The organism is Plantibacter sp., assembly GCF_059073635.1.
The window spans coordinates 647580-661029 of record NZ_JCACOF010000010.1 but is presented as its reverse complement, the minus strand read 5'-3'; the positions used below and the strand labels follow the sequence as shown (position 1 = coordinate 661029).

The window sequence follows — 13450 nt, the reverse complement described above, 5'->3', positions numbered from 1 at the left end:
GTCGTCGGATGCGACAGGTGAAGCTTGGGACCCTAAGCTTGCCTGGTGGCGAAACTGTACTTCCGATACGGGGCGATGAACTCCGGCAAGAGCACCGCTTTGCTCCAGGCGGCGTTCAACTACGAGGAGCGCGGCCACCGCGTCCTCCTCGCCAAGCCGTCCCTCGACACGAAGGGCGACGCCGCCATCGTCAGTCGCCTCGGCGTGACCCGCGACGCCGACTTCCTGCTCGGTCCTGACGACGACGCCGTCCGGGTGTTCGCGGAGCACCGTCGCCGGGTCGTGCAGGAGACCGGCCAGGACGTCAGCTGCCTGCTCGTCGACGAGGCCCAGTTCCTCCACGGGGAGCAGGTCGACGACCTCCTGCGCATCGCGTTGCTCGAGGGCATCCCGGTGCTCGCCTACGGCATCCGGACCGACTTCCAGACCGTCGCGTTCCCCGGGAGCCGGCGTCTCCTCGAAGTCGCCCACAGCCTCGAAGAACTCAAGACGATCTGCCGGTGCGGTCGGAAGGCGATCTTCAACGGCCGCCGGTTCGGCGACACCTTCGTGTTCGACGGCGACCAGGTCGCCATCGACGGCACCACCGTCACCTACGAATCGCTCTGCGGCGTCTGCTACCTGCAGGAGTCCGGCGGTCGACTGTCCAGCACACCCACCGTTCGTCCCATCAGCGAAGGATCACACGCATGAAGCTCTCCGTCATCGGCTGCGGCTACCTCGGGGCCGTGCACGCGGCCGCCATGGCGTCGATCGGGCACGAGGTCGTCGGTATCGACGTCGACCCGGCCAAGATCGAGGCGCTCGCCGCCGGACGCTCGCCGATCTTCGAGCCCGGTCTGCCGGAGCTGCTGCTGGCCGGCGTCGAGTCGGGCCGCCTGCGCTTCAGCACGGACATGGCCGACGCGGCCGGGGCGACCATGCACTTCGTCGCAGTCGGTACGCCGCAGAAGGCCGGCTCCAACGCGGCCGACCTGCGCTACGTGGACGCTGCGGTGACGGCCCTCCTGCCGCACCTGTCGGCTGGTGACGTCGTCGTCGGCAAGTCGACCGTCCCCGTCGGCACCGCTGCGCGCCTTGCGGAACTCGTCGCCCCCACCGGCGCCGTGCTCGCCTGGAACCCGGAGTTCCTGCGGGAAGGCTTCGCCGTGCAGGACACCATCGCGCCCGACCGACTCGTGTACGGGCTGCCGCCGGCTCCGGAGGACGCCGCCGTCGCGCGAGCCGCCTTCGACGAGGTCTACGCCCAGGCGCTCTCGACCGGCACGCCGCTCGTCGCCACCGGCTACTCGACCGCGGAGCTCGTGAAGGTCGCGGCGAACGCGTTCCTCGCCACGAAGATCTCCTTCATCAACGCGATGGCGGAGATCGCCGAGGTCACCGACGCCGACGTCACGGAGCTCGCCGACGCGATCGGCTACGACGCCCGGATCGGCCGCCGCTTCCTCAACGCCGGTGTCGGGTTCGGCGGCGGATGCCTGCCGAAGGACATCCGGGCCTTCACCGCTCGTGCCGAGGAGCTCGGTCGTGGCGAGTCGGTGGCGTTCCTCAAGGAGGTCGACGCGATCAACCTGCGTCGCCGTCAGCGCGTCATCGACCTCGTCGTCGAGGAGCTCGGCGGGAGCGCCTACCGGAAGCGGGTCGCGGTGCTCGGGCTCGCCTTCAAGCCCGACAGCGACGACGTCCGCGACTCGCCGGCCCTCGACGTCGCCGTCGGCCTCAACGGCCTGGGTGCGGAGGTGCTCGCCTTCGATCCGGAAGCGGTCCCCAACGCGCGTCGACTCCACCCGCAGCTGACGTTCGCAGACTCGGCCGAGCAGGCCGTGACGGACGCGGACATCGTCGTCGTCGTGACCGAGTGGAAGGCGTTCCGCGCCCTGGACCCCTCGGCCGTCGCCGAGTTGACCGCGGGCAAGACGATCGTGGACGGACGCAACTGCCTCGACGTGGACGCCTGGCGGGGCGCCGGGTGGCGTTACGTCGGTCTCGGTCGCCCGTGACCGGCGACGAGTAGCCGGACGACGAGCACGATCGTCGCGCCGAGCAGCCCTCCGGCCGCATTGGCGTAGACGTCGGCGATCGTCGCGACGCGCTCGGGGAGCAGGGTCTGTCCGAGTTCGATCGCGACCGAGAACAGGGTCGTCGTCAGCGGTGCGATCCACCAGAGCCGCAGGGGCAGCTCCAGGGCGAGCAGGGCGCCGAGTGGGATGAACAGCACGACGTTCGCGGCCGATTCGACGAAGCGGTAGTCGAACCAGTCCGGCGCGCCCGCGGCCTGTAATCGGTCGAGGATCGCGAGCAGCGTCGTGCGGCCGTCGGCGTCGACGGGCGTGGGCCAGAACGCGATGCCGAGCATGACGCACAGGCAGAGCAGCAGCAGGATCCCGATCACGATGCGCGGCGTGCGGGTCATCTGCGGTGCGGCTCCAGATCGGTCGACGAGCGTGCTGACGGCATCCCGCAATCGTAGGCCATGAGTGGCCGTGGAGCCCGGTTGTCGCGTGCGCCGTCCACCCCTGAAAGGGGGCGTGCACCGACCCTCGGAGGCCGTCATCCGGCGGTTAGGCTGTGCCTACCCGAACAAGGAGCACTCTTGGCTGACCCACGCCCGGCGACGGCCGGCATCCGCCTGCCCGGCCATCGGCGTTCGCGTCTGTGGTGGATCGCACTCGCCGTCCTCCTCGTCGTCCTCGCGCTCGGAGCCTGGCTCGGCGTCCGGGCGTCCCTGGCGAAGAACGCGCTCGAAGCCGCCCAGTCGGAGGCGAAGTCGCTCCAGTCGGCCGTACTCAAGGGTGACGCGAGCGGCACCGAGGCAACGCAGCGTGCCCTCACGAAGCACACCGGCGAGGCGGTGTCGCTGACGAGTGATCCCATCTGGCGGGCGGCCGAGGCGGTCCCGTTCCTCGGCGTGAACTTCTCCGCGGTGCGACAGGCTGCCGCTGCGACCGACGACGTCGCGGTCGATGTCGTGCCGAAGGTCGTCGAGATCGCCGATCAGGTCAACCTGTCGTCCCTGCTCCCCGGGGACGGCTCGATCGCGACGGAGCCGCTCCGCGCCGTCGCGCCGACCGTGGCCGACGCGGCTGCAGCGGCTGACGCCATCGCCGGGCGCGTGGACACGATCGGCACGGACGGTGCGCTGCCGGTGGTCGCCGACGCCGTCGAGAAGCTCACCCGCACGATCACCGGTGCGTCCACGATGCTCGACACCGCGGCGCGGGCCACGGCGCTCCTGCCGGACATGGCGGGTGGGGCCGGGCCTCGGAACATCATGGTGATGATCCAGAACAACGCGGAGCTGCGCTCGAGTGGCGGCATCGCCGGGGCGGTGGCCCTCATCCACGCGGAGAACGGCGTCATCTCCTTCGTCGGCACCCGGGGGAGCGACGACTTCTCCGGATTCCCCGCCCCCGTGCTGCCGCTCACCCCGTTCGAGCAGAACGTCTACACCGACAACCTCGGCCGGTACATCCAGGACACCAACCTCACGGTCGACTTCAGTCGCACCGGGGAGCTCGCCGCAGCCATGGGGACCCAGGTGTTCGGCGTGCCCATCGACACCGTGGTCGCCGTCGACCCCTACGTCCTCGCGCACCTGCTGGAGGCGACCGGACCCGTCGCCCTCCCGGACGGCACCGAGCTCACCGCCGACAACGCGGCGAAGACGCTGCTGAGCGACGTCTACGCCCGGTTCCCGGACCGGCTCGTGCAGGACGCGTTCTTCGCCGCGGTCTCGGGTGCGGTGTTCGAGGGCATGATCTCCCGCTCGCCCGACCCCGGCGCCCTCGTCCAGGCCCTGTCCGAGTCCGGCGCGGAGAACCGTCTCCACGTCTGGAGTGCGGTCCCCGCCGAACAGGCGTTGATCGCCCAGACGAGCCTCGCCGGGATCCCGCCGACGACCGACGACGCGGCGGTCTACACCGGGGTCTACCTCGAGGACCTGACCCGCGCGAAGATGGACTACTACCTGGAGACGAACGTCGACATCCGCGACGCCCGGTGCACGAAGCACGGCGCCGAATACGTCGTCGCCGTCACCCTGACGTCCACCGCGCCGGCGGATGCCGCGACCTCCCTGCCGGACTACGTGACCGCGGGCGGGCGTTTCGGCACCCCCGCGGGAGACATCGCGACGCGCGTCGTGATCCACGGTCCGCTGGGCGCAACCCTGCTCGGTGCGAGCGACGGCGAGGACCTGCCGGTCAAGGCCGTGACCGACCCGAACGGTCGTCTCTACGCCCAGACCGACGTGACCCTCACTCCGGGGGCGACAACGGAACTCGTCTTCACGGTGCTCGCTCCGAAGGCCTCCGACGTACCCCCAAACCTGGTCACAACCCCCGGAATCACGGGCAAAACGACCATTTCAGCCTTCCCTCGGTGCGGCTCCTGACATAGCATGACAACACCTCAGGAAGCCACGCACCCGAATTCGTGACCCTGGGGAACCTCGCGCGGACGCCCACCCGAAATCGGCGGACGCAGGGGGTATTCGACGTTCCTTGGGGATATCAACATGAAGCGCACCCTTGCCCTAGCATCGCTCTGCCTCCTGGCAGTCTTCGCGGCCCCGACCGCCGCGAGTGCAGCGACCGACTCGTCCACCTACGGCCCTGCCGGCTGTGCGACCCTCACACCGGTGTCGGTGACCCAGGGGGAGTCGACCGTCTTCCGCTGCGACGGCACCTTCGATCCCGGCACTCCGGTGACGGTCACCGTCGCCGGGCCCGGCTGCAGCATTCCCGCTGCGAAGCCCAACACCGCCGGCGCGACCGAGCAGGCCGCCGAGCAGAGCGCCGTGCCGACGTCCGGCACGTTCAACACCGACGCCGCCCGTGCGTTCGCGGTGACGATCGAGACCAGCAAGACCGCCTCCGGCACCTGCATGGTCACGGCGACCCAGGGCGCGACCACCGAGAGCGCCTCGTTCCAGGTCTCGGAGCGCGAGTTCGCCTCGACCGGCTTCGACGGTGGAGCCCTGCCGTGGATCGGCGGAGGCCTCCTCGTCGTGGGTGCCGGCGTCATCGGTGCGATGGCGATCCGTCGCCGCAAGACGGCCTGATCCGTCAGCCGGGATCCGTGGTCCGAGCGGTCGTCCGCTCGGACCACGGCCTGACCGGAGGGCATCTCACCCTCCTGGGCTTCGGCGTGGCACGGTCCTCGCCCGGCTTGGCGTCAGGCGGACAGGTCGTACCCCCAAAGGTGGTCACATCCGCGGAATTCCGCGGTTTTCCAGCCCTGGCGAGATGGCGGCTGCCCTAGCATGATGACGGCCATGGAGGCCACGAGTGATCAGCGCTCGGCTCCAGGCCCTGTCCGCATGTCGCATCACGCAGCGCATGCGCCATCCGCACACCAAGGGGCCCGCATATGAAACGAACTCTCTCCGCCGCCGCACTCGTCCTCCTCGCCGTCGTCGCGCTGCCCACCGCAGCCAACGCGCTCGAGGGCGACAGCTACGGTCCTGGCAGCTGCAACTCGATCACGCCGGCGAGCGTCGCGCGCGGCGCGGCGGTCTCGTACTCGTGCTCGGACTTCTGGGCGGCGAACCAGACGGTGTCGATCACCATCGAGTCCTCCGCAGCCGGTGTCTCCGCTCGCACGCTGTCGACCGTCGCGGGCGAGACCGGCGACATCCAGGTCTCCATCGACACGGCTGCTGACCCCGCAGGCACCTACACGCTGACCGCGACCCAGGGTGCCGTGACCGACTCGTCCGACTTCACCGTCCTGGACCCCGCGGACGCCGCTGCGGCCGCCGCATCGGCCTCCGACCCGTCTGCCGGGGGCAACGCCCTCGCCGACACCGGGTTCGCCGGAACCGCCCTCCCGTGGGTGGCCGGAGGGCTCCTCGCCGTCGGTGCTGCCGCGCTCGGTACCGTGGTCGTGCGTCGCCGCCAGCAGGCGTGAGATCACGGATCGGCCGGGCGGCGATGGCGGCGCCCGGCTGATCCGGTCCGGGATCCACCGATTCCAGGAAGTGGCGAACAGCCGCTGAAAAATCGGCTATCCTAGACAAGGCCTTCGGGCCATCGGGGTGTGGCGCAGTTTGGTAGCGCGCTTCGTTCGGGACGAAGAGGTCGTGGGTTCAAATCCCGCTACCCCGACAGTACAAGCCCGGCAGATACGCAAGTATCCGCCGGGCTTCTCTGTTTCCCGGGTTGGCGGTCCGCTGGGCTGGCGGGTTGCACATCCCGCTACCCCGACAGTACAAGCCCGGTCAGACGAGAAATCGTCTGACCGGGCTTCTCTGTTTCTCCGGGGTAGAGTCCCGGTCCGCTGAGCCTGTCGAAGGGCAGCCCGGTCGACAAGTCGTCGACCGGGCTGCTCAGTCCCGGCGGAGGGTCGGTCAGTGACCGGCGGAGGGTGCTCAGTGACCGGCGGAGGGTGCTCAGTGACCCGCGGCGGGTGCTCAGTGACCCGCGGCAGGCGCTCGGTACCGGCGGAGGGTGCTCGGGCCGGAGAGTCTCGGTCCCTGAGCCTGTCGAAGGGCAGTCGGGCCCGGTCAGACCACCGTGCGGCGGGGGAGGAGCGTCACGAGCGACGCTTCCGGCCGGCAGGCGAAGCGCACGGGCGCGTAGATGGACGTCCCGACACCCGCCGACACGTTCAGGTACGCCGAGCGGAGGGCATGACGCCAGACGCTGAGCCCCTTCACCTGCTTGCGAGGGATGTCGCAGTTCGTCACGAGTGCCCCGTAGCCCGGCACGCAGACCTGGCCACCGTGGGTGTGCCCCGCGAAGATGAACTGCGCACCCTGCGTCACGAACGCGTCGAGCACCCGCCGATACGGAGCGTGCATCACGCCCACCGTCACCGTGTGCGCCAGCGACGGGTCGTCGGTCTCCAACGTCTCGGCGTCCAGTCGCTCGTCGATGAGCGCCGTCAGCGTGTCCAGGCGGTCGAAGTGCTTGTGCGGGTCGTCGACGCCGAACAGGTCGAGGCGGGTCCCGCCGGACCGAGATCTCACCGACCGCGTTGTTGAGGTCGATCCAGCCGAGTTCGTCCATGAAGAACCGCTCGAGCGCAGCCCGTGTCGAGGGTCGTCGGGGAGACGTGCTTCGAGGAGGTCTGCGTGAAGTACTTGAACGGGTTCTTCGCGGTCGGGCCGTAGTAGTCGTTCGAGCCGTGCACGAACGCCCCCGGAACACCGGCGAACACCGAGAGCGCAGCCCGGATCCCGTCGATGCCCTGCTCATGCCCCAGATTGTCGCCCGTGTTGATCACGACGTCCGGCCGGAGATCGGCCAGCGACCGCAGCCAGGCCTGCTTCCGGCGCTGCCAGGGGGCCATGTGGAGGTCGGACAGGTGCAGCACGGTGATCGGCTCGGCGTCGGGTGGGAGGACCGGAGCGGTCACCCTGCGGAGCGTGAAGGCGTTGCGCTCGATCACCGACGCGTACCCGAAGGTGAGGGCCCCGAGGCCTGCCACGACGGCCGCTGCCGTTCCGAGTCTGCCGCCCGTGCTCTTGGGTGCCGCCATCGATCGTCTCCTCCTCGGTCGTCGAGTGGTGTCGACCGTCCCCCGAGCGTACCCGGTGCCCCCTCCGAAGACGCCCGGAGCCGAACCCCGCGGAGACGACGGAGGGCCCGATCGAATACCGATCGGGCCCTCCGTGCTGGCGTCAGGACGCTAACAGCTGGTCTTGGAGACCGTCACCGTCACCTTGCCGTCCTTGCGCGCCGCGGTTCCTGCAGGCGGATCGACGCCGGTCACCTTCGGTGTCGCTGGCAGCGGGATCGACCGCACACTTCTGACCCACGTTCGTGAATCCGGCACCCTGGAGGGCCGCCTTCGCTGCGTCGAAGTTGCCGGCTCCGCTGACATCGGGGATGACGCCCAAGAGTCCGTTGCTCGTGTAGACCGTGACGATGGAGCCCTTCGGCACCGTGCCCGACGGGTTGGTGCTGGCGGCCTGGCCTGCCGGCAGCGCAGAGTCGCCGGCGCCACCGTTCTCGAAGCCGAAGCCGGCGTCCTCGAGGAGCTTCTGCGCTTCCTCGATCGTCTTCCCGGCCACGTCGGGCACCTGGACCGACTGGCCGTTGATGAGCGACGGGTCGGGGTCGCCGAACGCGTCGCCGCCGAACTTCGCGTTGGCGGTCGCCATGACCCGCGGCCAGATCTTGTGACGGATCGTCGCAGCCTGCGCCGGCGTCGAAGTAGGTCCGACGGAGGTTGACGTGGCCCGTCGCGTTGAAGACGCCGACGACGGTCGCCGCCTTCGTGCTCGCGCCGCTCATCCAGGTCGCTTCGTTGTTGTCGGTGGTGCCCGTCTTGCCGATGAGCGGGATACCGTCGCCGATGCGGGACGAGCTCGTCGTACCGCCGTTGAAGGTCGCCTGGAGCGCGACGTTCGCCGTCGCGGCGACGTTCGCCTCGAGGCCCTGGCGGCAGTTCGCCGGAGGGACGGGGATCTCGGTGCCGTCGGGCTTCACGACGCGGTCGATCGCGATCGGGTCGCAGGTGATACCGCCGGAGGCGAAGGTCGCGAAGGCCGTCGCCATGCTGAGCGGAGCGACCTCGTTGGTGCCGAGGACGGTCGCCGGGAGACTGCAGCAGCGGGCCGCCGTCGGCGCGGTGCACACCCATCGACTCGGCCGTCTTGCGGATGCCGCAGAGGTCGAGCTGCTTCGCCATCGCGATGAAGCCGGTGTTGATGGACTGCTTCGTCGACTGGAGCGCGGTGTACTGGCCACCGTTGCCGCCCTCGTCGTTGCCGGGGTTCCAGTCGGAACCGGCGTAGACCGTGCCGCCGTCGGCACACGAGTCCTTGAACGTGCCCCACGGGGACCGTTTCCGGCCGTCGACGCCCTCGTTCAGGCCGTGCCCCTCTTTGAGCCATTCGGCGAGTGTGAAGGTCTTGTACGTCGATCCGGGTTGGAAGCCGGTCGATCCGCCGTAGTCGACGTCGGTGTTGTAGTTGACCGCGGAGTAGTTCGCGCCGGTGGCCAGGACGTCGGGGTCGTTCGAGTAGTCCTTGTTCTGGGCCATCGCGAGGATGCGGCCCGTACCGGGCTGGACCGTGACCGAGACCGCGCCGATGTCGAGCTGGTCGCTCACCCGCGGGATGAGCTCGTCGATCGCCGTCTGCGCGGCGTACTGGACGTCGAGGTCGAGCGTCGTGAACACGCTGTAGCCACCACGGTTGAATGCCGCCCAACGCTCGTCCTCGGTGGCACCGAAGATCGGGTTGTTCTGGAACACCCGTGTGACGTAGTCGCAGAAGTACCCCGCGCCGGGGCTGACGTTGACGGCCGTCTGGCAACCCGTGCTCGCCGGGTTGATCGTGGGCGTGATCGCCGTCGCGATCGCGACGTCGTACTGCTCCTGGGTGATCTTGCCCTCCTTGATCATCTGATCGAGGACGTAGTTCCGCCGGTCGAGGGTGAGCGCGTACCCGTTCGCCGCGCCGTTCGTCTCGCTCTCGGGACGGTCGAGACGCAGCGTCTCCGGGTTGTTCACGATCGCCATCAGCGCGGCGGCCTGCTCGAGGTTGAGGTTGGCGGCGGAGGTCGCGAAGTAGTAGTTGGCTGCGGCCTCGATGCCGTAGGTGCGGCCGCCGAAGCCGGCGATGTTGAGGTAGCCGCGGAGGATGTCCTGCTTGCCGTAGCGCTTCTCGAGGCCGATGGCCATGCGCATCTCCTTGAGCTTGCGCTCCGGGGTCGCCTTCGTCGCCTCTTCGTACGCGGCCTTCATCTTGGCCTCGTCGGTGATGGCCTCGGCCTTCTGCACGAGCACGTTCTTCACGTACTGCTGGGTGATGGACGAACCACCCTGCAGGTCGCGGCCCGTCGCGCTGATCGCGACGGCTCGGATCGTGCCGGTGAGGTCGACACCGCCGTGCTCGTAGAAGCGCGGGTCCTCAGCGGAGACCGCCGCGTCCTTGACGAACTGGTTGATCTGGTCCCAGCCGACCTCGATGCGGTTCTGCTGGTAGAAGGACGCGAGCAGCTGTGGGTTACCGGCGCTGTCGGTCGCGTAGATGTTGGACTTCTGCGCCAGCTCGTCGAGGGCCAGGTAGTCGGGCAGACCGTCGAACACGTTGATCGTGCTGTTGGTCGCCATCCCCGTGACGGCGAGGGCCGGGGTGACCGTGGCGGTGACGAGGACACCCGCGGCGACGCTCAGGCCGAGAAAGCCGAGGAAGCCGCCGAGCACACCGGTGGCCGTGCGATGTTGTTGAGGCATGGATCGATGCTAAGCGACAATCCTGAAAAAGGCCCGCTCAGCGCCGCGTTGAAACCGGATCGTTGCCGCCGCGCGATCACCTGCGGCTGCCGGTCGACGAAGCGTCCGGCAGCCGCATCCGATCATCCGGGCGAGCCGTTCCCGTTCCCGTTCCCGGCGCCGCCGCCGTTCCCGTTGCCGTTCCCCGGGGCGGCAGGCCCGCCGTCCTCGCCGGTCCCATCGGTGTCCCCGCCGTCACCCGGAGCCGGTGTCGGCGCCTCGCTCGGTGCCTGCGTGGGGTCGGCCGTGGGCGTCGGGGCAGGTGTCGAGTCCTCGCCGCTGCTGCCGGAACCGTCGCCCTGCAGCGTGGCGCGATCGGCCTCGGGGAAGTCGCCGCCCGGGTACTTGGCGAGCGCGGCCGACATGACCGCCGGCCAGATGTAGTGCCGCATGGACGCCACCTGGGTGCCGCCGATGTAGGTGTCGCGGAGGTTGACGTGTCCGCTGACGTTGAAGGTGCCGACGACCGTCGCGACCGTCGTGCTCGCGCCGCTCATCCAGGTCGCCTCGGCGTTGTCCGTGGTCCCGGTCTTGCCGATCAGCTCACCGACCCCGTCGGTGCGGGCGCCCGAGGCGGACGCGGTACCGCTCGACACGACGCCCTGGAGGACGTCGTCGGCCGCGGCCGCCACCTTCGCATCGACGGATTGACGGCAGTTCGCGGAGGGGACCTCGGCGGTGGAGCCGTCGGGCTTCGTGATCGAGTCGATCGCGATCGGGTCGCACGTCTTGCCGCCGGCGGCGAGCGTCGCGAAGGCGGTCGCCATGCTCAGCGGAGCGACCTCGTTCGTGCCGAGCACGGTCGCGGGGGAGTTGTTCAGTGGTGCGCCGTCGGCACGGTGCACGCCCATCGACTCAGCGGTCTTGCTGATGTCGCAGAGGTCGAGCTCCTGCGCCATCGCGATGAACGCGGTGTTGATCGACTGCTGCGTGGCGCGTCTCACGGTGTAGGACCCCGATTCGCCCTCGTCGTTCCGCGGACTCCAGCCGGCCTCCGCCTGCTCCGTCCCACCCGGGACGCAACTGTTGGTGAAGGTGCCCCAGTCGGATCTGCGGTTCGCGTTGATCGACTCGTTGACGCCCTTGCCCGACTTCAGCCAGTCCGTGAGGGTGAAGATCTTGTACGTCGACCCGGGCTGGAAGCCCGCCGAGCCGCCGTAGGCCTGATCGGTGTTGTAGTTGATCGCGCTGTAGTTGGAGCCCGTCGCGAGGACGTCGGGATCCTGCGAGTAGTCCTTGTTCTGGGCCATGGCGAGGATCCGCCCGCTCCCCGGCTGCACGCTCACCGAAACGGCACCGAGGTCGAGTTCCGTGGTCGTCTTCGGGACGTACTCGTCGATCGCCGCCTGCGAGGCGCTCTGGAGGTCGAGGTCGAGGGTCGTGAAGACGCTGTACCCGCCGCGCTTGAAGTTCGTCCACCGTTCGTCCTGTGTGGCGCCGAAGATCTCGTTGTTCTGCAGCACGTTCGTCACGTAATCACAGAAGTAGGCGGACGACCCGGCCGCGGAACAGCCGGTGACGGGAGGCACGATCGTCGGCGTGATCGGGATCGCCACCGCGGCGTCGTGCTGCTCCTGGGAGATCTTCTGCTCCTTGAGCATCTGGTCGAGGACGTAGTCCCGTCGCGTCTTCGTCAGGGCGTAGCCGTTCGCCGCGCCGTTGTCGGCGCTGTCGGGCTTGTCGATCCTGAGGTTCTCGGGGTTGTTGACGATCGCGAGCAGCGTCGCCGCCTGCTCCAGCGTGAGGTTCGCCGCCGTGGTGTTGAAGTAGTAGTTGGACGCGGCCTCGATCCCGTAGACGCGTCCGCCGAAGCCGGAGATGTTGAGGTACCCGCGGAGGATGTCCTCCTTGCCGTAGGTCTTCTCGAGACCGATCGCGAGTCGCATCTCCTTGAGCTTGCGCTCCGGGGTCGTCGCGGTCGCCTCCTCGTAGGCCGCGTCGCTCTCCGCCTTGTCGGGGATCGCCTCGGCCTTCTGCACCAGGACGTTCTTCACGTACTGCTGCGTGATGGAGGAGCCACCCTGCGTCGAGCCGCCGGCGGCGTTGTTGACGACCGCTCGGACGGTGCCCGCGAGGTCGATGCCACCGTGGTCGAAGAAGCGGGGGTCCTCGGCCGAGACCGCGGCGTCCTTCGCGAACTGGGAGATCTGGTCCCAGCTGTCCTCGATCCGGTTCTGGTCGTAGAAGGAGGCGAGGAGCACCGGGTTGCCGGCGGAGTCCTTGGCGTAGATGCTCGACTTCTGGGCGAGCGAGTCGAGCTGGAGGTAGTCGGGGAGGCCGTCGAAGACGGAGATGCCCGTGGAGGTGGCGAGACCGGTCATCGCGATGGCAGGGGTGACCGCGGCGGTGGCGAGCACACCGGCGGCGACGCTCAAGCCGACGAAGCCGAGGACGCTCTGCGCGACCGTCTTCGCGGGGGTACGTGGTTCAGGCATAGGATCGAAGGTAAGCGGGGAAACTGTGAGCGAGCTTCACTTGGGGCTCGCCATGAAGATCCCCTGCGCCTCCGCCTCTCCGTGCGGAGCGCCCGATCGAGGAGAGACATGACCCGCTGGGAGTACCTCACCACGCCGTTGATGATCCACAACACGGCTGCCATCCTGAACAACTGGGGCGGGGAGGGTTGGGAGCTCGTCCAGGTCGTCACCGGTCCGGAGGGTGGGCTCGTCGCCTACCTCAAGCGCCCCATCGCCGACTGACCCGACGTCCCGGAGGAACCCCCATGTCCCAGATCGCCGACCGACTCGCCGAGCTCGGTATCACCCTGCCCACCGTCGTCCCGCCCGTCGCCGCCTACATCCCCGCGGTGGTCTCCGGCGAGCACGTCTTCACCTCGGGCCAGCTGCCCATGACCGACGGCAAGCTCCCCGCCACCGGCAAGGTGGGTGAGGGCGACGGACTCGTCTCGCCTGCGGACGCCAAGACCTACGCCCGGACGTGCGCCCTCAACGCGCTCGCCGCGGTGGAGAGCCAGATCGGTTCGCTCGACCGCGTCACCCGCATCGTGAAGGTCGTCGGCTTCGTCGCCTCCGACCCGGCGTTCACCGGCCAGCCCGGCGTCATCAACGGTGCGTCAGAGGTCCTCGGCGAGATCTTCGGCGACCTCGGCGTGCACGCCAGATCCGCCGTCGGCGTCGCCGTGCTCCCGCTCGACTCGCCCGTCGAGGTGGAGCTCATCGTCGAGTTCGCGTAGCGCCTCCCCGCGCCACATGCACGAGAGCCG

General features: G+C 69.1%; 10 protein-coding genes, 1 tRNA gene and 3 pseudogenes. 8 read left to right on the top strand and 6 right to left on the bottom strand.

The features are described from left to right. The first annotated feature begins 45 nt into the window (after positions 1-45). Both AC5JOC_RS15330 and AC5JOC_RS15325 read left to right on the top strand, forming a co-directional pair. A complete protein-coding gene (locus AC5JOC_RS15330) occupies positions 46-693 on the top strand; it encodes a thymidine kinase (RefSeq protein ID WP_079706869.1) in 648 nt (215 codons plus the stop codon). Next, complete coding sequence (locus AC5JOC_RS15325; RefSeq protein ID WP_079706870.1) at positions 690-2000, top strand: UDP-glucose dehydrogenase family protein; 1311 nt, start codon at positions 690-692, stop codon at positions 1998-2000. The genes AC5JOC_RS15330 and AC5JOC_RS15325 overlap by 4 nt, the downstream gene beginning before the upstream one ends. Here AC5JOC_RS15325 and AC5JOC_RS15320 read toward each other — a convergent pair. Next, complete coding sequence (locus AC5JOC_RS15320; protein ID WP_124769897.1) at positions 1976-2413, bottom strand: VanZ family protein; 438 nt, start codon at positions 2411-2413, stop codon at positions 1976-1978. The two genes, AC5JOC_RS15325 and AC5JOC_RS15320, sit on opposite strands and share 25 nt — an antisense overlap. 180 nt (positions 2414-2593) lie before the next feature. Here AC5JOC_RS15320 and AC5JOC_RS15315 point away from each other — a divergent pair, with 180 nt between their 5' ends. From AC5JOC_RS15315 to AC5JOC_RS15300, 4 genes are all read left to right on the top strand, one after another. Then, a complete protein-coding gene (locus AC5JOC_RS15315; protein WP_494246738.1) occupies positions 2594-4393 on the top strand; it encodes a DUF4012 domain-containing protein in 1800 nt (599 codons plus the stop codon). A 123-nt stretch (positions 4394-4516) separates the two neighbouring features. Further along, a complete protein-coding gene (locus AC5JOC_RS15310) occupies positions 4517-5062 on the top strand; it encodes a hypothetical protein (protein ID WP_159879670.1) in 546 nt (181 codons plus the stop codon). Between the two features lie 308 nt (positions 5063-5370). Next, positions 5371-5910, top strand: a complete 540-nt coding sequence (locus tag AC5JOC_RS15305; RefSeq protein ID WP_137243715.1) for a hypothetical protein — start codon at positions 5371-5373, stop codon at positions 5908-5910. Between the two features lie 123 nt (positions 5911-6033). Continuing rightward, positions 6034-6107, top strand: a tRNA-Pro gene (locus AC5JOC_RS15300). Between the two features lie 398 nt (positions 6108-6505). Here AC5JOC_RS15300 and AC5JOC_RS15295 read toward each other — a convergent pair. From AC5JOC_RS15295 to AC5JOC_RS15275, 5 genes and pseudogenes are all read right to left on the bottom strand, one after another. Then, positions 6506-7482, bottom strand: a pseudogene (locus AC5JOC_RS15295) (metallophosphoesterase). A 142-nt stretch (positions 7483-7624) separates the two neighbouring features. Then, entirely contained in the window at positions 7625-8107 is a 483-nt protein-coding gene (locus tag AC5JOC_RS15290) for a PASTA domain-containing protein (RefSeq protein ID WP_494246897.1), read from the bottom strand. Between the two features lie 133 nt (positions 8108-8240). After that, positions 8241-8504, bottom strand: a pseudogene (locus tag AC5JOC_RS15285) (transglycosylase domain-containing protein); the annotation flags it as partial. Between the two features lie 133 nt (positions 8505-8637). Continuing rightward, a pseudogene (locus AC5JOC_RS15280) lies at positions 8638-10065 on the bottom strand (transglycosylase domain-containing protein); the annotation flags it as partial. 245 nt (positions 10066-10310) lie between these two features. Beyond that, positions 10311-12662: a transglycosylase domain-containing protein gene (locus tag AC5JOC_RS15275; RefSeq protein ID WP_494246737.1), complete on the bottom strand. Its 2352-nt coding sequence runs from the start codon at positions 12660-12662 to the stop codon at positions 10311-10313. 108 nt (positions 12663-12770) lie between these two features. Here AC5JOC_RS15275 and sp36 point away from each other — a divergent pair, with 108 nt between their 5' ends. Together sp36 and AC5JOC_RS15265 are read left to right on the top strand one after the other, a co-directional pair. Further along, positions 12771-12926 (top strand): Sp36 family protein, encoded by a 156-nt coding sequence (gene sp36 / locus AC5JOC_RS15270; protein ID WP_162852301.1) that lies wholly within the window; start codon positions 12771-12773, stop codon positions 12924-12926. A gap of 23 nt (positions 12927-12949) precedes the next feature. Next, positions 12950-13420 (top strand): RidA family protein, encoded by a 471-nt coding sequence (locus tag AC5JOC_RS15265; protein WP_079706877.1) that lies wholly within the window; start codon positions 12950-12952, stop codon positions 13418-13420. Positions 13421-13450: the final 30 nt, after the last annotated feature.